The following is a 19962-nucleotide window of genomic DNA, read 5'->3' as shown; positions in this document are numbered from 1 at the left end:
AAATTTATTTTTTAGAATCTGAACTGTAGGTTAACAAAATAAGATCTTCCCTGGTTATACCAGTATTTAGGAGCAAATACCATATTTCCGCTATCATAATCATTAGCATAGTCGGTATAGTTAACGTTTCTTGTCTGCTCGAATCCTCCTGTGATATAATTTCTGTTGTTAAGGATATTATTCACCGATGCAGATATCAATACATAATACTTACCGATCATCCATGATTTTCCGGCATTTACGTTAAAGAAGAACGCAGACGGCAATTTTGTAGGAGTAAGCACTCTTGCCAGTTCTTCCTCTGTTACATTGTCATAAGGAACTCCCGGTGTATTCGGATTTGTATAAAATCTTGCAGTTCTGGTTACCGGAGACGGATCCAGGAATGAGTGCCCGAAGTAGTTCCATGTTGCACCTAACCACCAGTATTTAGGGCTGCTGTAACGAAGACCTAAAGTATACGCCTCCTGTGGAGTTCCGCCCTGTCTGTAGTTTTTAAGGGTAGCCTCCCCCATGTTGGTATAAGATCTCGATACAATATTTCCGTTACCGTCAAGCTCTCTGAATGTTCCCACCGCATCGGAAGCAAAATAAACCGTAGGGTTATTTGTATACGTATACTGACCTACGCTTAATAATCCGCTGGCCGTCAATGTAGGTGTAATTTTCACCTGAGCACCAAGCTCAACACCCATATTTCTCTTGTTGGCACCTGCCAATACCTGGGTAATGAAAGCACCATCCTGAACAGGAGCCTGATCACCATTCTCGTTCAGAGTGGATAATTTAACGCCCTGTGCAAAATATCTTTGTACGCTTGTTTCGTTTTGAGTATTGACAAGGTATCCTGTCAGTCTCACTTTAACGATTGGAGTAGAGATTACATAGCTTAAATCATTGGCATCAATCACTACGTTTTTAATCCCAGGAGTGGTTACCCCACTTACTCTTGTGTTAAAATAAATATCATTTAAGAAAGGAGACTGTGAAAAATAAGCACCGTTATAAACAAAGAAGTTTCTACCGTTGATCTTATACGTCACCTGTCCTTTGATTCCCACATTCCAGAAGTTTTTATCTTCTCCTTTTCCGTAGGAAGAAGGATACAGGTAATGCTGGAATTTACCTTCTCTGCTGTTGTTGGTATATCCGAAGAATCCGGAAACAAAAACATCAAATTTACCGGTAGCAAATTTAAATGCCGGGTTTACTTTCACTTCCTGTCTTCTGAAAATGTAGTTGTACCCGATTCTGTCACCTTCTCTCTTGGCAACATCAGCTTTACTTTCCTGAGTGTTAAACTGTCCCCAAACGCTATCACCGGTTAAATTACTTGCAAACGGATCCATGTTCAATGCAAAATCAGCACCCAGAAGATCGTTTACTTCTCTGTATTGTTCAGATCTGTAATTTTGGTAAGATAAGTTTAAAATAAAACGGGAAGTGTCGCTGAAGTTATAGGTATAGTGTGTGGAAGCGTTCCAGATTTTGTCATCTTTTACGTCATCTACAAGATAGTAAGCCGCTCTTCTTCCTCCGAAATCCGGTCTGTAAAGATTATCACTTCTGTTGGCTCTGTAAAGATTATCCCAGTTGATCTGTGTATAGTTTTCATCATTATTGGTCCATTTGTCTCTCCAGAAACCAATATTTTCTGCCTGTGACGGAGCAGGATTATCAAAATTCAGCCAATAGCTTGGTAAATTACGATAATAGGTAGGTGATGGGTTGTTGGCTCTGTACCAATCAAGTCTTGAGCTGTATTCTTTACCGAACTGGTAAGAAACAGTAGTCCACAATTGAGCGTTTTTGTTGATTTTCCAGAAATCCTGCAACTGAATCATGGGTTGGAAACCTCTTTTCACCCTTTCATTTCTTTTTTCTCCGTTCTGCCATCCCCAATAAGAGTTATAGTGAACTCCTCTGAAATCGTATACTTCCTGAGTATTCGGGCTGGAAGAACTTCTTGCATATTTAGAACCAATGGCATTCAAAGTCATGGTATGTCTGTCGCTGAATTTCTTCTCAATTCCAAGATACCCACTGTATGCATCATATGCAGTACCGTCCTGTATTCCTTCCTGAGCCCATCTTCTGGCGATCATCCCTGTAAATGCCCATCCGTTTTTATTCATTCCGGACGAGAATCTGTAAGATAGCCTGTTGTTATAGTTTCTGTTCGTCAGAGAGTATGTCAGCTGACTTCCTTTTCTATATTCGCTGGCTTTTGTATTTTTATAAAATACTCCTGTAGCTCCCCCGAAAGCATATTCGGAAGGGGCATGATTAGCGGCAATTTCCGGATAACGGGTAATTTCGTTCAACCCTCCCCATGTGCTGAAATCTACATCTCCATTATCTGCGCCGGCCATAGAAACCCCATTGATCATATTCTCACCGGTTCTGCTGTCAATTCCTCTCGGACGGAACCAGTATGGCCCCAGATCAAAACTGGCAATTCTGTTGAAAACATCCTGTGAAGATTGAAGTAACCCTACTGTAGCGGTCTGCTGTGCACCTCCTCCATCGTTTTCTCCGGAATCTTCAATGATCGCTAAACCCTGATCTGCACCGTTCAATGCAGAATAAAGAGTAATTACTCCAAGATCTTTCTTTTTCTCATTATTCGTTACATCAAATTCTAAAATTTTAGTTTCAAAGTTTGATTTTGTAACCATAATCTGATAATGTCCCGGCATCAAATCAGCAAACTGGAAGTACCCGATTTTGTCCGCCTTTACATCATTTCCTGCTCCTTTTAAATCCACATTGGCCTGTTCTACAGGTTTTCCGTCCGCATCCTTAAGATACGCAAACACTGTAGTCTGCGCAAAGTAATAGGACGCAGGCAGCAAAGTGAATAAAGAGATTAATGATAGTTTTTTAATCATGAGTATATTATATTTTTTTAAATACTTTTCTTGTTAATTCTCAACAGTTTAAAAGTTGGGGGCACAAATTTAATCAAATTTTGCAATTCACCACTTTTTTAACATTATTTTTTCTTAACATTGCAAACTTTTAAGAATCATTATATAAAAAATGGTCAGATTACTGCATATAAATTTACAAATATTTAAAACGCAGTGAATTAAAATAAAAGTAAATTTGCAGATTAAATAATATTAATAATAACTCTAAAGAGGATGAAGAGATTTTCGAGTCTGTTTGCCATCATTATTTCGATTATGGCATTCTCACAACAACAAGGAAAACTGAGAAAAGTTGCCACCGTAGGTTTTTTGAATGTAGAAAACCTTTGGGATACTATTCGCTCAGCAGATTATATCGATGGAACCAAAGATATCAGAAATCCTGCTTTTCACAGAAGTATTCCGTTTGATTCCATCAAGTTTCTGGAGGCTGAAAAATATGACGGGCCATGGAGTGACGGTGCATTGATCGGTAAAAAGGTAGTAAGAGAACAAAGCGGTTCCGAAGAATTCACCCCGAAAAGTGCAAAAAATTACGGATCCAAGATCTATAAGGCTAAACTTGCCAATGAAGCCAAAGTAATCTCTGAGCTTGGTTCCCAGTATACCAAAACAGCTCCTGCAGTGGTAGGATTAATTGAGGTGGAAAACAGACAGGTTATTCAGGATCTTATCAATGAACCTGCGTTAAAAAAATATGATTACGGAATCATTCATTACAACTCTTATGACTACAGAGGAATTGATGTAGCGCTGATCTATCAGAAAAGAAGATTCACCCCTACCAATTCATTAAAAAAAGAACTGAAAATCTACGGTGACAACGGAAGAAGAGAATATACAAGAGATATCTTGGTGGTAACAGGATTTCTGGATAATGAGAAAGTAGCATTTTTCATGAATCACTGGCCTTCAAGAAGAGGTGGTGAGGCAGCTTCTTTACCTAAAAGAAATGCAGCTGCTGCATTATTGAAACAACAAATGGACAGTGTAAGAGCTGCCGATCCTTCAACAAAACTGTTTGCCATGGGTGACTTTAATGACGACCCTATCAGCCCAAGTTTGAAAAACCACCTGAAAGCTCAGTCTAGCCCTAAAGATTTAAGTGAAGAAACCCCTTATCTTAACCTGATGTACCCTTTATACAAAAAAGGAGTCGCTTCATTGGCTTATCAGGATGCCCCGAACTTATTTGACCAGATCATTGTTTCTAAAAATTTAGTTTCTGATCAGGTTACCAAAGAATATTCTATTTATAAAACAGAAATTTATGCTCCGGCGTATCTGGTAAATAAAGAAGGTAATTATAAAGGATATCCTTTCAGATCCTGGAACGGAGATCAGTTTACAGGCGGCTACAGTGATCACTTCCCCGCATTTGTAGTTCTCCAGAAAGAACCTTAAAACAATTCAGGCACTCATTTTGAGTGCTTTTTTTATATCAATACATGAAATCATGAAAAATTTTGTTTTAGTACTATTGCTGGTATGCATTCCTTTCAGCTGCTTTTCTCAGGATACAGCAAGGAAAGACAAAGAGAAGCAGGAAATGAAGCCTTCCAAGAATGAGGACGGAGAATGGGAGCTTACTGTGATTGACACTCAATTTGATTATTTTCTAAATGCTGTTGCCAGACCCATCAGCCAGTATTCCGAATCTTACCTGAAAACTAAAAATACATTCCTGGTCAACGAATGGAACAGCTATTACAGTTCAGGGAAATACAGGAATATTATAGAATCAGGAGTTGATTATGATCCTAAAGAAAATTACGGGATCAAGTTTGAATACAAATTGTACCAGGTTTTCGTCTATGTAAACTGGAAGTACAAATTAAGAATGGCCGGGTTATCCGGAAGTGATGCTTTACGGTAAATAATATCATAAAAAATAGACTGCCCTTTTGAGACAGTCTATTTTCATTTTTATAATAGCTGAAAATTATTTGTTGAATAATTCCTCTACTTTATCCCAGTTTACCACATCAAAGAATGCAGAAACATAGTCAGGTCTTCTGTTTTGGTAGTTTAAGTAATAAGCGTGCTCCCAAACATCCAATCCTAAAACCGGAGTTCCTTTAACGTCTGCTACAGGCATTAATGGGTTATCCTGGTTTGGAGTAGAAGAAACAGATACAGAACCGTCAGCATTTTTTACCAGCCAAGCCCATCCTGAACCGAATCTTGTTTTAGCAGCATCAGAAAAATCAGTTTTGAATTTTTCAAGACCTCCATAGTTTTCAATAGCAGCCTTTACGTTTCCTACAGGCTCTTTGCTTCCTCCAGGAGTTAAGATTTCCCAGAATAAAGAGTGGTTGAAATGTCCTCCTCCGTTATTTCTTACAGCCGGCTTATCAGTTCCTGTCTGGCAGATCTCCTCAATGGTTTTCCCTTCCAGGTCAGTTCCTTCAATAGCTTTATTTAAATTGTCAATGTATGCCTGGTGGTGCTTTGTATAATGGATTTCCATAGTTCTTGCATCGATAGTAGGCTCTAATGCATCGTATGCATATCCTAATTTTGGTAATTCAAATGACATAATCTTTATTTTTAATGTTATACTTCAAAATTAGCCAATATTTAAGGTATTATCAAAGATTGGGGATTACTTTAATAAATCTTTAACATTGACATATTGATTTAGAATGAATTAAATTTTTTAAAATATTTATTTACGTTCTTCAATCTGGTCCTTAAAAATAAAAAGCACGGATCATACTATTACGATACGTGCTTTCTATTTAACAATATTAAATTTATTTATTCATAGACATCAGGAATTCTTCGTTATTGAGAGTTCCTTTGATGTTTTTATCTACAAACTCCATCGCTTCTACAGGATTCATTTCAGAAAGATACTTTCTGAGGATCCACATTCTCTGCGAGGTCACTTCATCCAGAAGAAGGTCATCTCTACGGGTGCTTGATGATACAAGATCAATTGCAGGATAGATTCTTCTGTTGGCAATTTTTCTGTCCAGCTGAAGCTCCATGTTACCTGTACCTTTGAATTCTTCAAAGATTACTTCATCCATTTTGGAACCTGTATCGATAAGGGCTGTTGCAATGATGGTAAGAGATCCTCCTCCTTCAATTTTTCTTGCTGCCCCAAAGAATCTTTTCGGTTTGTGAAGTGCATTGGCATCTACCCCACCGGAAAGTACTTTACCGGATGCAGGCGTTACAGTATTGTATGCTCTTGCCAGCCTTGTAATAGAATCCAGTAAGATAACTACATCATGTCCGCACTCAACCATTCTCTGTGCTTTGGCAAGGACCAGATTGGCTACTTTCACATGCTTTTCAGCGGCTTCGTCAAATGTGGAGGCAATTACTTCTGCATTTACGCTTCGCTCCATATCAGTAACCTCTTCCGGACGTTCATCGATCAGAAGAACCATCATATATACTTCAGGGTGATTGGATGCGATAGAATTTGCAATGTCCTTAAGCAACATGGTCTTACCTGTTTTAGGCTGTGCTACAATCATTGCTCTCTGTCCTTTACCAATAGGTGCAAAAAGATCTACAATTCTTGTGGAAACTGTAGAACCGCTTCCTGCAAGGTTGAATTTTTCCTGCGGGAAAAGTGGTGTAAGGTACTCAAATGCAACACGGTCTTTAATAAACGCCAAGTCACGTCCGTTAACTTCCGTAGGTTTCAATAATGAGAAATATTTTTCACCTTCTTTCGGTAATCTTACAATTCCTTTAACGGTATCTCCGGTTTTCAGTCCGAAATTTCTGATCTGTGCTGTAGAAACATACACATCATCAGGAGAAGAGATATAGCTGAAATCTGAAGAACGCAGGAATCCGTAATTATCCGGTAAGATTTCCAGTACCCCTTCAATACTTACCAATCCATCGAAATTGAATTCTTTTTTATGGTCGTTCTGCTCCTCTGCCTTTTCAGAATGTCTGTTCTGATTTTGGTTTTGGTGCTGATGTTGGTTCTGGTTCTGGTTTTTATGCTGGTTTCCACTGTTCTGTGGATGGTTGTGTCCTTTTTGGGGTCTGTTAGCCTGTTGTTGAGGAGGTGTGTTAGGCTTTTCTTCTGCCTGTGCAGGCTCTTGGGATTCTGTGTTTTTTGGAGTTTCTGTTTTTTCTGTAGATACTTCTGCATTTCCTGCATTGGTAGAAACTCTTTTTCTTTTCTTTTTAGTCTGAGCTGCCTGAGCTTCTTCTGCCGGTGCAGCGGTTTCAGCTTTGGGCTCTTCAGGTTTTATTTCTTCAGAAACCGGTGTCTTCTCTTCTACTTTTTCCTCTACTTTCGGTTCTGTTGCTGTTTTAGCAGTTGTTTTTGGCTTGGCTGCCGGGGCTTTTTTCGGGGCAGCTTTTTTTGCCGGGGCTTTAGCGGGTTTTTCTGCTGGAGCCTCTTCAGTATTTACACTGGCGGTTTCTGTGGCGTTGAAATAATCTTTTGCAACTTTAGGGTTGGAAGCCTGAAAGTCAAGAATAGCAAAGATCTTGTCATTTTCATTGCTGTTTCTTGCAACTTTAACGCCTAAATCCTTTAAGATTTTAGTCAGTTCCGTTACGGATTTTGACCTTAACGTTTCTATGTTAAACATATTTAATGTAAAAATGTAATTAATTGTGAGTAAGAAAAGTAAGTCCGGTGACTTTTGTTTTCAAGTACATTGTATAATGCAAATCTACACTTATTTTTGAATTGTGCAAAATTTATATTATTTTTGCCAAGAATTTAATATTCAATGCTACAGAGAATACAAACTATATGGACATTATTGGCAGTTCTGGCTGCTGTTTTCCTATTTATAACGGGGCAGGATGTTGTCATTTCAGACAGTATTCCTGTGTTGAATATCGGCTGCATAGTGCTTGTGATAATAGGAGCATTAAGTATATTCAGTTTTAAAAACAGAAAAAGACAAATTTTGCTGAATACCATCAGCATCATTATAAACGCTTTGTTGATTGGTGTATTGGCGTACTGGTTACTAAACTTATCCGGAGGAATTCAGTTTCCTGAGAAGGGTATTGAGCCGGTTTTCCCATTGATTGCGGTGATCTGTCTGCTTATTGCAAACGTATACATCCGTAAAGATGAGAGGCTCGTAAAATCTGTAGACAGACTTCGATAGCCTTACAACGATTTTTTGAGTGAGAACAGCTTCTTTACAGGAGCTGTTTTTTATTGTTCTTATTCTTTATAGTATTATAGGCTATAATACCGAAATGCTTTCTAAAATCCTTCAGCACAGGCCCATTTAAATTAATTTATGTAACTTCCTGCAACTTTTCAGTAAAAGTAACGACAGATTCTATAACTTTTAATAAAAGACAATGAAAAAGCTAACTTATCTTACTTTATCCCTTTTCTCAATAGCTACCTTTGCACAGGAAGTTTCGAAAGAAAGAATAAAAACAGTTATTTCCACGCTGGCTTCAGATGAAATGAAAGGACGTGAAATCTGGACTCCCGAAAATGAAAATGCAGCCCATTATATTGCTAACCTTTTCAAAGAAAACAAACTTGAATACTGTACAGGAAATTCTTACCTGATCCCTTTTGAATATAAAGGCCAAAAGGCTTATAATGTATGTGGTGTAAAAAAAGGAAAAACGGATAAATACCTCGGCTTTTCCGGCCATTTCGATCATATAGGAACCAGTGACAAAACCGGTGACAATATATATAACGGAGCTGATGATGATGCCAGCGGGATTACAACGCTTGTAGGAATTGCCGATTATTTCAAAAATAAAAAACCTGAATTTTCAATGGTTTTCATGGCCTTCAACGGGGAAGAAAAGGGAATGCTGGGCTCAAGAGCCCTATCGGAAGATAAAAATCTGGATAAGATCTACAATAATATGACAGCTCTTTTCAATTTTGAAATGGTGGCTACAGAATCCCAGTGGGGTAAAAATGCATTATATATGACCGGAGACGGGTTCTCTGATCTGGATGAGCTTTTTAATCAATATGCTGTCAACGGATTAAAAATAAACCAGGATCCTTATGCAAAACAACAGCTCTTCTATCGCTCAGATAATGTAAGCTTTGTGAAAAAGAAAATCATTGCCCATTCATTTTCAACGGTTGATATGACGAAAGCCACCCATTACCATCACGAGAATGATGACATCAATGTGGTTGACTTTGACAATATGACCCAGATCATCAATAATTTCGGTAAAACGCTGGAAAAACTGAATCCTAAAAATTTTGCTCCGAAATACAATGATCAGGTAAAATTCTAAATCCTGCAGATCAAGCCTATAACAACTGAGCTATTTTAATTGTCATTAATTCACGAACATTTTTACTTGTGAATCAGTGGCTAAAAAACTATAAAAACCGTCTGAAAGGGCGGTTTTACTCTATTTTTATTTTACATTATTCATCCCCCTTTCCGCTTCTTTTTTCACAATACTGTTCGTTGGATTATCCTGTACATTTTTCAATCAAAAAATGCTTTATTTAAATAATATCAGTTTAAATGTCAGGCATTTGTAACAAATCCCCATATTTTGGAACATATCCATTAAAGTAAAAGAGGATTAAGAACGTCTTATCTTTTAATTTTACGTAATTTTGCTATCCAATTTTTTCATTGAATGAACGAGTATAAAAAAATTCTGAGGTTCGCGAGACCCCACCAAAAATATATCTACGGAAGTTTATTTTTCAACATCCTGTATTCTGTATTTCAGATTGCTTCTTTAGGAACTATCCTACCCGTTTTGGGAATGCTTTTTGGCACTATAAAATCAGAAAAACATACTGCTGCACCAGTTTATTCAGGTGATATCATAGACTTTTTTTCCTATGCGAAAGAATATTCCAATTACTATATACAATCTTTGGTCAGCGAGTACGGTTCTCTCAAGGTTCTTGCCTGGCTGTGTATCATTACAGCCTTTATGTTCCTTTTAAGAAATGTTTTCAGATATTTGGGCGCATTACTTCTGATCAATTACCGTGTAGGAGTTACCAAAGATCTGCGTGGTGCAATGTACAGAAAAATACTGTCGTTACCCGTTTCATTTTTTACCGAAAGCAGAAAGGGAGATATGATGTCCCGTATGTCTAATGACGTGGGGGAAGTGGAAGGAAATATCCTGGGAAGTTTGGTTGAATTAATCAACGCTCCTTTTATGTTGATCAGTACCCTGATCTCTTTATTTATTGTAAGCCCGGAAATGACGCTTTTCTCTTTACTGGTACTGCCTGTAATGGGAACGATGATCGCATTGATTGGAAAAAGTCTTAAAAAGGATTCTCATGAAGCACAGCATGAACTGGGAACCATCTTCTCTATCGTAGACGAAACACTGAAATCTTCAAAGGTTATCAAGATATTTAATGCTGAAAAGATTATGGACAACCGTTTTATGCAGTCTATGAACAGATGGATCTCAAGCTCGATGAGTCTGGGAAGAAAAAAAGAACTGGCATCGCCGATGAGTGAATTTCTAGGTTCTATCACCTTTCTGATCATTGCATGGTATGGTGGGAAACAGATTATTGTAGATCAAAGTTTATCGCCTGCAGGTTTCCTGGTTTTTTTAGGAATGTTCTTCCAGATCTTACCTCCTGCAAAAACTTTATCTTCATCTATTTCTAACGTACAAAAAGGGGAAGCTTCTCTGAAAAGAGTATTGGAAATTCTTGAAGCAGACGTTAAAATCGAAGAAATTGCAGAACCTGTTTCTATTTCCACTCTTCAGAATACTATTGAATTCAATAACATTGGATTCTACTATGATAAAGCCAATCTTATCCTTAAGAACTTTAATCTTACCATTCCAAAAGGAAAAACCGTTGCACTGGTAGGACAAAGCGGAAGTGGTAAAACAACTATTGCCAATCTTTTAGCGAGATTTTATGATGTTTCTGAAGGACAAATCCTGATTGACGGCACAGATATCAAACATTTAAAGCTGCAGGACTACCGCCAGCTTCTCGGAATGGTAACCCAGGAATCCGTATTGTTTAATGATTCTGTTTATAACAATATTCTGATGGGTAAACCTGATGCCACCAGAGAAGAAGTGATTGCAGCCGCTAAAATTGCCAATGCAGACACGTTCATCACCGGTCTTTCTGAAGGCTATGACACCAATATCGGAGATGACGGAAATAAACTTTCCGGAGGTCAGAAGCAAAGAGTTTCCATTGCAAGAGCTGTATTGAAAAATCCACCGATCATGATCCTTGATGAAGCGACGTCAGCATTGGATACGGAATCCGAAAGATTCGTTCAGGATGCCCTTGAAAAGATGATGGAAAACAGAACTTCCCTTGTGATTGCCCACAGGCTTTCAACCATCCAGAAGGCAGACTGGATTGTAGTAATGGAAAAAGGAACCATTGTAGAACAGGGAACCCACCATGATCTTATTGCCAGAAAAGGAATGTACAACAAGCTTGTTGAATTACAGAACTTTGACTAAAATCATTTAATTACATTCAATGAATCCTATACAAGAGTATTTCTACAGAATCGAAGAGCCTGAAAGAAGTACTCTTCTTTTTTTGCGGGAGAAAATCCTTGCTTCCGATACGGAAAACATTACAGAAACATTGAGCTTCGGGCTTCCTTTTATCAAATACAGAAAGAAAATGCTGTGCTATTTCTATTACAGCAAAAAGTATCAAAAGCATTACCTGAGCTTTTATCATGGCGATAGGCTTGACTACCCTGAGCTGATCCAGGATGGCAGAAAGAAGTTTAAAATCCTTTTAATTGATGCAGAAAGTGATTTACCTTTAGAGTTTATTCTGAACCTGCTTGAGGAGGTGAAAAAGTATATAAAATAAAAAACTCCGGTACGATACCGTACCGGAGCTGTCTTTAAAAGCTTTTCATCATTGGGTGTTTATTCCGTTGGATTCTGCCTGTTGAACTGCCCAGGCAACCATATTGGCAAACAGTATAGAGTTCTGCACCTGCATTGATCCTAAAGCATATCCGTTCCCAGCAACCCCGTAAGAAGATTTTTCAACCGGGAAATATCCTCCTGAACTTGGAGCAACAAAAGGCGTAATGGTATTACTTGTAATTTGACTTCCGTCGGCATTACTGTTACTTAAAAAACCTCCGTCACCAAACCAGACAAGATTTACATTGCTGCTTCTCAATCCTGAAACTCCGTTTCTTGAACCAGAAACGTTGATGGCCTGTGAATAACTGTAAGGAATAAAACCGCTTGTAAGCCCGGAAATATTTACAGTGACAGAAGCATCTTCGCCCCACAATTTTCCTCTCACATCTCCGAAGGGTCCGTTCAGTATAGGATCATCTGTACTGACAAGTGAATAAACAGATCCGGCACCCGATCCATGGGATGCAGAAATGGTAGGGTCAGCATATATTGCCTGGAACATTCTCTGAATACTTAAAGGCTCTTCCATAAGGGCAATTACAACTCCTTTTTTATTCAGATAAGAAGCGATATGTGACGCTGAAGCAGCATCAGGTGCATAGCTGAAGCCTATTATTACGATATCAGGTTTATTGTTAAGGGCAGCCTGAAGAGCTGATGCTGAAGGGCTATTCCCCAAGGATATATGGTTAAAGCCTTCATATTTTACAATACTCGAAGCTGTGGTTCCGAAATTTGAAGGGGAATCCATCAGTCTTCTTGAAGGCCCTGTGTAAGCACTATAGCCGTAAGCTGTCTCCGCTCCGATGTGAAGAACGGTTTTCTTAGGGATGGCAACCACAACATTCACAGAACATGTGGTAGATACACCTCCCTGGCTGTCAGAAGTAACCGTAATTGTTTTTACTGATGTAGACGATGGAGTTCCCGTTCCGTATAAAGTTACATTTTGATTTCCTGTGGAAGTAAAGGTTCCGGATCCGTTGAAAGAAATTCCGTCAACCGTATTGGTTGTAATCGTATAACTTCCCAATGCTGAAACATTTACCGGTAAAGTAATGGTATTGGAAGCCGTAAGCGGTACACCCACTTTATATACACCGTTTGCTTTTGCGCTTCCACAGCTCATTGTATAGGAACCTGCCGGGCTGAGAACAGAAATGGTAACTGGGGGTGTACATGTAACGTCTGCACCATTTATATTCATTTCTACAGTATCTGACTGGATGTTCTGTGGAATTCCCTGTCCCGGAACCTGAATGGTCTGCACTCCTGCATTGAGAAAAACTCCTGTTCCATAGAAATTGTATCCGTTGGAGGTAGTTCCGGAAATGGTATAATTTCCCGGCTTCGTTACATTAACGGAAACACTCAGATAATTGGAACTGCCAAGCTCTTTTCCTTTTACGTAGCTTCCCTGTGCTTTAGTCGCAGAACAGTCTATTGTAAAAACAGCTTTTCCCAGCTGCCCGCAGACACTTTTCCATTCATCATCTATGGCACTCCAATAATTTAAACAATTTTCCGTTGTATTATAAATGGTAAGACCGTTATCTGTTGCTTTATTAATTACTATTGCGTCCCTTTGAGCTTCAGTAAGCCTTGGAATGAGTATTCCTTTATTGTTATTTCCGGAAACAACATCTAAAACGGAATTCGGGTTTGGGGTTGTAGTATTAATTCCTACAGCGCCGTTGTTGGCTTGCGAGTAAAACACTCCAAAAGTTAATAGCAAAGCCAGTAACAAAAGCCTTATTCCGGCCGTTGATAATTTTGTTTTCATCATGTTAAATTTATTTAGTGAATTAAAAAATTTTTCGAAACAAAATTAATTTGCGTAGCCACTTAGAACAGAAAAAACCAATACGCAATACTACTCATTACGTGGTAAAACTCACATATTGCAACGTATACAGCCAAAAGTGAGCGGATTTGAATTTTCATACAGTCAGTAAGAGCAGGACTCAAAGTCTAAGGCCGTGTATCTTCCCGTTCTTTAATTTTCAGAAGGCTTTGATTATGAAACTCTAGATTTTGATAATAAAACTATTGATATTTACTTCAGAGGGTATGCTGAGTTTCTTTCTTATTCTGTACTTTTTACTTTCTACGGCACGCACACTGTTATTGGTACACTGCGCTATTTTTTTAGTATCGAAATCAAGTTTCATCAAGGCACAATAGTGCAGTTCAGAATGAATAAGCTTGGGACTGATCTCCAGAATATCCGGAAAAAAATGGGGGAAAAACATTTGAAACTTTTCAAAGAATAAAGGAGAGTTATTTTCTGCCAGCCATACAATCTCCTGAATATCATCTTCTGTAATATAATTACTGAGCATCTGATGTTTCATCAGTTCTGCATTGGTCTTCACTAAATCTCTGATTTTGGAGTCTTTTCTTTTGGTATCTACCATTAATCCTCTGATCAGCATGTCCTTTTGGGTAATAAAAATGACATCCATAAGGAAAGATGAAATGGCAAACAGGATGTTCCACAGCCTTATCGTATTAAGATCAGTTTCTTTCAAATAAGTGCTTCTGGGTAAGAAGTCAAAATCAAAATATATACAGCCGATAAAATTGATACTGATGATAAACACAATAAAAAAAATGAAAAAAGAATCTTTTTTATAATTGAAAAAAAATGGAACGGCAAACAGCAGGCAAAAATAAAAATATTCTACACCGGCATTTTTATAAGTATATGTATTAAAAAAACTAACTATAAACGTCAACAGAACAAAAATACAGGTATCGAAAGTCTTCGGTATCTTTTCCATGTGGTTTGTTTTCTTATTAACGGCAATTAAGATCAACCAGAAAAAAGTGATGATCATAAGAAATATTGAAACAAACATATCTCCGAAAAAGACGATGATGAAAACAGAATAAAATAGAAATATGAAAAATAATAATGCCAAATACCGGTTGATAAGATTGACGCCATTGCGTTCAACATCAACACTCATCCTTTCTGTTTCATTACCGGTCATGAAGTCCGTATGACTTTTAAATTTTATTAAATTTTTAATGAATTGCAACAACAAATAATATTAAAAAGGTTATTATAATTTTAACAGTTAACTAACCCTGCCTATATCATATTTTGGATATAATGTATCGGAGTATCGATGATCGCAGACAGCTCTTTTACCAGGCAGACACCTTAAAATTAAGGCATATATCAATGAAACAAAATGCCAGATATCTGTCATTTAATACGCGAAATCCTATCGGTTACCTGCAATGGAAATATCACAAGCAAAAAATTATAAGTCTGTATCAGAGTCATAGATTGACTGTCCGGACTGATCAGACCCAATGTATTCCCGGATGTTGTTTTTCATCAAATAAAAAAGAGAGCCATTCCTATGACTCTCTCTTATTTCTGTAGTAAAATAACGTTTAATTTTCTTTAAGCCTGGCGATAACATCCAGACCACCTTTGGTAATATCACCGATCTTACAGACGATTTCAGTATCCAGCGGCAGAAAAACATCCATTCTCGATCCGAATTTGATAAATCCAAACTCATGTCCGGCTTTAGCCTGATCACCTTCATTACAGTAGAAAACAATCCTTCTTGCCACATATCCTGCAATCTGTCTGAAGACAACTTTATGGTTGGTGAAAGTTTCCACCGCTACCGTTGTTCTTTCATTTTCTGTAGAGGACTTCTCATGCCACGCTACAAGGTATTTACCCGGATGGTATTTTTTATAGATCACTTTCCCTGAAACCGGATATCTGCAGATATGCACATTCAGCGGTGACATAAAGATGGAAACCTGGATCGCTTTTCCTTTCAGGAACTCTCCTTCTTCCACTTCTTTGATCATTACCACCTTTCCGTCAACCGGAGCGATCACATTTTCTTTGTGGTCAAGAATAGTACGGTCCGGCACTCTGAAGAACCAGAATATAAGACAGTAAACCACCAATAATGGTGCAATGATCACCAGTGACCATATTTTAAGGAAATAGATCGCCAAGGCTCCCAATACAATGAAAAGTATCGTAGCCAGGGTAATGGTTCCTTTTGATTCTCTATGTAATTTCATGAGACTAAATAAATTTTTCTAAAATAAAGTACAAATATACGACAGGAACACAGATAATAAAACTATCCAGCCTGTCTAAAACACCTCCGTGTCCCGGAATAATGTTTCCGCTGTCTTTCACCCCGAAATTTCTTTTCAGCTGGCTCTCTACAAGATCACCCAACGGAGCAAAAGCTGCAACAAGGAATCCTACAAACATCCAGTTCCCTCTCAACTCAGGCTGGTAATGCTCTATAAAGTAGGATAAAACCAACGTAAGAACAACTCCGCCAATATATCCCTCCCATGTTTTTTTAGGGGAAATTTTAGGAGCCATCTTATGCTTCCCAAAGAATTTACCTACCAGATAGGCAAAAGTATCACTGCTCCATATCAGGATAAACAGGAAAAGAACCTCCAGAGAGAAAGTATCGTTATAGCTTGAAAATTTAGGCAGACCTAAAGCAAAGCTGAATGGTAATGCTACATAAATAACCGTAAAGATCAGCTTTCCGCTATCAAAATACAGTTCGTTCGGATATTTGAACAAAGTCACCACGGCAATTCCGATGAGGGCCAATGCAAGAATCTCACTCAGCCTGAAATCAAAAAAGAAATCGTGATTAAAATACCTTTTGGAAAAGATATAAAATATAAAAATGACAAGCGGATAGACCACCCATTTCTCATATCCTTTTCCAAACTTCATGATCTTTACACACTCCCAGGTCCCTACAACCAGTAACAGGCTCATTAATGCATGATAAAGATACTGCTGTTTGATAAGGCCCGGTGCAATACTATTGATCAGTTGTGCGCCCAATGGCGTTGAACAAAGAATGATGATAGCCACATAAACTATCCCTGAAATGGTTCTTTGAATGAGATTTTTGTCCAAAATTTAAAATTTAGAAGTGGGTGCTTTAATCTTCAAGCAGCAATAAAAACAGTTTTGTATTGGCGTTGGAAGAACTGTCCATTTTAGACTGGCTTCCACTGATGGAAGTAAGGTTCTTGATATTTCCGTTCCTTTTTATTTTCCCCATGGCATCATTCAGGTTGTTTACAATCTGTGACACATTGGCAATGATGATAATTCGATCCGGCAGCCTTGAAGAATGATAATGGAGAATATTGTTGTGTGAAAGCATGATCCTGCCATCATAGGCAATCAGATATTCACAGGTGATGAATGCTGCATCATTAGACGGCTGCAATTCTGAGGTATAAGGGGCCTTCACAACATTTAAAAAGTTCTGAAGTTCTTTATCCCAGCAGAAAAGATTGCCGATCCCTTCTATTTTGATAATTTGATTTAAAGTTTGTAGAGCTTCCGCTTCATCTGCACAATAATTAAAAAATCCTCCTGAATGCGTAAATAATTGCGCAAACTTATAGTCAAGATCCGCATTTTTCAGCGAATCCCCAAGCTTCTCCAGGCTCTGTTTTTCCTCTTCCTCAGGCTGGTTGGTAAGTTTGCTTACAATCCTCTTGAATAAATTCAACTTAATCTATTTTTAGTCAACTTTATACAAAAATAGAAAATAAATTACAATCGTGTCTAAAATATCTCCTTAAATATGAAAAAACCTGACAGTTTTGAAGCTGTCAGGTTATATTTATTCTCTTTTCAGAAGAATTTTAAAGCTGTGTAGGGCTTTCAGGCGCCTGTATTTCGCTCTCTTCTTCTTTCTCTTTGATCTGAGGAGTTTCCAATACTTCCGGCTGATCTTTTTCAGGGATTGTATTGGTAACCGGTTTCTCTGTCAATTCAGGATCCCAGGCTCTTTTTCCGAAAATCTCTTCCAGGTCTTCGCGGAAGATCACTTCTTTTTCTAAAAGCTTACCCGCTAAAGCATCCAGTTTATCCTTATTTTCTGCAAGAATTCTTACTGCTCTTTCATACTGGTTTTCGATGATCGACTTGATCTCTGCATCAATTTTCGTAGCGGTTTCTTCAGAATAAGGTTTTCCGAAAGAATATTCAGACTGCCCTGAGCTGTCATAGTAAGAAATATTCCCGATATTCGGGCTCAATCCGTAGATCGTCACCATTGCCTGTGCTCTCTTCGTTACCGTTTCCAGGTCAGAAAGTGCTCCTGTGGAAATATTGTTGAAGATCACCTGCTCGGCAGCTCTACCTCCCAATGTGGCACACATTTCATCCAGCATCTGCTCAGTAGTTGTAAGCTGTCTTTCTTCAGGAAGATACCATGCTGCTCCCAGTGAACGTCCTCTTGGAACGATTGTTACCTTTAAAAGCGGAGAGGCATGCTCTACCAGCCAGGAGATTGTTGCGTGACCTGCTTCGTGGTAAGCCACTCTTCTTTTTTCAGAAGGTTTGATCGCTTTATTTTTCTTTTCAAGACCACCGATGATTCTGTCTACAGCATCAAGGAAATCCTGTTTGGTTACTGAAGTATGGTTATTTCTTGCTGCGATAAGTGCCGCCTCGTTACACACATTGGCAATATCAGCTCCACTGAAACCAGGGGTTTGCTTAGCAAGGAATTCTCTGTCTACATTATCATCAAGCTTGATCTTTTTCAAATGAACATCAAAGATCTGTCTTCTTTCATGAAGCTCCGGAAGGTCTACATAGATCGAGCGGTCAAAACGTCCTGCTCTCATCAGAGCTTTATCAAGGATATCTGCTCTGTTGGTTGCTGCCATTACGATAACGTTCGTATCGGTACCGAAACCATCCATTTCTGTAAGAAGCTGGTTCAATGTATTTTCTCTTTCGTCGTTTCCGCCTGAGAAATTATTTTTCCCTCTGGCACGTCCGATGGCATCAATCTCATCGATAAAGATGATCGCAGGAGATTTAGCTTTTGCCTGGGCAAAAAGGTCTCTTACTCTTGAAGCTCCTACCCCAACGAACATTTCTACGAAATCAGAACCTGAAAGTGAGAAGAAAGGTACTTTAGCTTCTCCCGCAACCGCTTTTGCCAATAAGGTTTTACCGGTTCCCGGAGGCCCTACCAATAATACTCCTTTAGGAATTTTACCTCCCAGTTTGGTATATTTTTCAGAGTTTTTAAGGAAATCAACAACTTCCTGAACTTCTTCTTTAGCCCCTTCCAATCCTGCAACATCTTTGAATGTTACCTGAATTCTTTCTTTTTCATCAAAAAGCTTGGCCTTGGATTTCCCGATAGAGAAGATCTGTCCGCCAGGACCTCCGCCTCCGCCCATCTTTCTGAAAAGAAGGAAGTAGAATAATCCTAAAATAGCAATCCAGATCAATGCAGATATCAGAATATCAGTGAAAGGGCTTTTACCCGTTCCGTAATCTTTAGCGGTTTTAATCGCCGGATTGGCAGCTTTTACCTGGTCAAATTTCTGAAGGAAGAGCTGAAGGTCTCCGTATTTAACAGTAAAGTCTGCTTTAGGGGCCATATCCAGGGCTGAAAGAGGGTTATTATCTTTTGCTGTTTTGCTCACCATTGCGGCTTTTGCTTCTTTGGTAAGGAAAACATCAGCTTTTTCTATGTCTTTGTATATAATTATATTCTGGACTTTCCCCGCCTGCATTTCTCTAAAGAAACCATCTTCATCAATAGATTTTGCAGTATCACCTCCTAAAAAATTGGAGCCAAAAAATAGCAAAAGAGCTATGATTACAATAGGAAAGAACCAGTTGAATCCTTTATTATTCATTTATACTTTTTAAAATTTTTATTATTCATTTTCAATTCTGGTAATGACTGCGTCACCCCAAAGTTCTTCTATATCGTAATACTCACGTACATCTTTCTGAAATATATGAACTACTACTGAAACATAGTCTACCAAAACCCACATTGCGTTTTCTGTTCCTTCAACGTGCCAAGGTCTGTCTTTCAGGTCATTTCTTACTTTCTTCTCTACACTTCCTGCCAATGCTGCCACCTGTGTATTTGAGTTTCCGCTACATATTACGAACGTTTCCGCTACTGAGTTTTCAATGTTTGAAAGATCGAAGATCATAATGTCTTCTCCTTTTACATCCTGAAGTGCTTCAACGATTTTATCTATTAATGCTTGTTTTTCTGCTGTTTTATTCATTAAAAAAATACTATAATCTGCAAATTTATTGTTTTTTCTTTACTTTAACCTTACTTTTACCCCCTTAATGTCTTAA

Annotated in this window: 16 protein-coding genes; 6 read left to right on the top strand and 10 right to left on the bottom strand. The window is 38.3% G+C overall.

Annotated elements, in window-relative coordinates; genetic code table 11:
- Positions 1-11 precede the first annotated feature (11 nt).
- Positions 12-2891: a carboxypeptidase-like regulatory domain-containing protein gene (locus BBI00_RS17625; RefSeq protein ID WP_065400168.1), complete on the bottom strand. Its 2880-nt coding sequence runs from the start codon at positions 2889-2891 to the stop codon at positions 12-14.
- A 255-nt stretch (positions 2892-3146) separates the two neighbouring features.
- Here BBI00_RS17625 and BBI00_RS17620 point away from each other — a divergent pair, with 255 nt between their 5' ends.
- Complete coding sequence (locus BBI00_RS17620) at positions 3147-4337, top strand: endonuclease/exonuclease/phosphatase family protein (RefSeq protein WP_065400167.1); 1191 nt, start codon at positions 3147-3149, stop codon at positions 4335-4337.
- Between the two features lie 52 nt (positions 4338-4389).
- Positions 4390-4809, top strand: coding sequence for a DUF6146 family protein (locus BBI00_RS17615; protein ID WP_065400166.1), 420 nt, complete (start codon positions 4390-4392; stop codon positions 4807-4809).
- 66 nt (positions 4810-4875) lie between these two features.
- Here the strand turns inward: BBI00_RS17615 and BBI00_RS17610 are convergent, their stop codons facing one another.
- Positions 4876-5472 carry a superoxide dismutase gene (locus BBI00_RS17610; RefSeq protein ID WP_065400165.1) on the bottom strand — a complete coding sequence of 199 codons (597 nt, stop codon included), beginning with the start codon at positions 5470-5472 and terminating at the stop codon, positions 4876-4878.
- 217 nt (positions 5473-5689) lie between these two features.
- Entirely contained in the window at positions 5690-7507 is a 1818-nt protein-coding gene (gene rho, locus BBI00_RS17605) for a transcription termination factor Rho (RefSeq protein WP_065400164.1), read from the bottom strand.
- Between the two features lie 144 nt (positions 7508-7651).
- Here rho and BBI00_RS17600 point away from each other — a divergent pair, with 144 nt between their 5' ends.
- The 4 genes from BBI00_RS17600 (at position 7652) to BBI00_RS17585 (ending at position 11727) form a co-directional block, all read left to right on the top strand.
- The gene (locus BBI00_RS17600) at positions 7652-8041 is read left to right on the top strand and encodes a DUF4293 domain-containing protein (protein WP_065400163.1); all 390 of its coding nucleotides are present in this window, start codon (positions 7652-7654) and stop codon (positions 8039-8041) included.
- Between the two features lie 202 nt (positions 8042-8243).
- Positions 8244-9164 (top strand): M28 family metallopeptidase, encoded by a 921-nt coding sequence (locus BBI00_RS17595; protein WP_065400162.1) that lies wholly within the window; start codon positions 8244-8246, stop codon positions 9162-9164.
- A gap of 357 nt (positions 9165-9521) precedes the next feature.
- Entirely contained in the window at positions 9522-11360 is a 1839-nt protein-coding gene (locus BBI00_RS17590; RefSeq protein WP_065400161.1) for an ABC transporter ATP-binding protein, read from the top strand.
- Positions 11361-11379: 19 nt separating this feature from the next.
- Positions 11380-11727 carry a DUF1801 domain-containing protein gene (locus tag BBI00_RS17585; RefSeq protein WP_065400160.1) on the top strand — a complete coding sequence of 116 codons (348 nt, stop codon included), beginning with the start codon at positions 11380-11382 and terminating at the stop codon, positions 11725-11727.
- Between the two features lie 48 nt (positions 11728-11775).
- Here the strand turns inward: BBI00_RS17585 and BBI00_RS17580 are convergent, their stop codons facing one another.
- From BBI00_RS17580 to rsfS, 7 genes are all read right to left on the bottom strand, one after another.
- The gene (locus tag BBI00_RS17580; protein WP_065400159.1) at positions 11776-13578 is read right to left on the bottom strand and encodes a hypothetical protein; all 1803 of its coding nucleotides are present in this window, start codon (positions 13576-13578) and stop codon (positions 11776-11778) included.
- A gap of 241 nt (positions 13579-13819) precedes the next feature.
- Entirely contained in the window at positions 13820-14323 is a 504-nt protein-coding gene (locus BBI00_RS23595; protein ID WP_228394792.1) for a helix-turn-helix transcriptional regulator, read from the bottom strand.
- Between the two features lie 877 nt (positions 14324-15200).
- Entirely contained in the window at positions 15201-15857 is a 657-nt protein-coding gene (locus BBI00_RS17570) for a phosphatidylserine decarboxylase family protein (protein ID WP_065400158.1), read from the bottom strand.
- Between the two features lie 4 nt (positions 15858-15861).
- Entirely contained in the window at positions 15862-16734 is an 873-nt protein-coding gene (locus BBI00_RS17565) for a phosphatidate cytidylyltransferase (RefSeq protein ID WP_065400157.1), read from the bottom strand.
- A 25-nt stretch (positions 16735-16759) separates the two neighbouring features.
- Entirely contained in the window at positions 16760-17341 is a 582-nt protein-coding gene (locus BBI00_RS17560; protein WP_065400156.1) for an LUD domain-containing protein, read from the bottom strand.
- Between the two features lie 136 nt (positions 17342-17477).
- Complete coding sequence (ftsH, locus tag BBI00_RS17555; protein ID WP_065400155.1) at positions 17478-19499, bottom strand: ATP-dependent zinc metalloprotease FtsH; 2022 nt, start codon at positions 19497-19499, stop codon at positions 17478-17480.
- Positions 19500-19520: 21 nt separating this feature from the next.
- Positions 19521-19886 (bottom strand): ribosome silencing factor, encoded by a 366-nt coding sequence (rsfS, locus tag BBI00_RS17550; protein ID WP_065400154.1) that lies wholly within the window; start codon positions 19884-19886, stop codon positions 19521-19523.
- Positions 19887-19962 lie beyond the last annotated feature (76 nt).

This window comes from Chryseobacterium arthrosphaerae (assembly GCF_001684965.1).
Taxonomy (GTDB): domain Bacteria; phylum Bacteroidota; class Bacteroidia; order Flavobacteriales; family Weeksellaceae; genus Chryseobacterium; species Chryseobacterium arthrosphaerae.
Note: the sequence above shows the minus strand (reverse complement) of the source record. Positions and strands in the feature narration are given on the sequence as shown.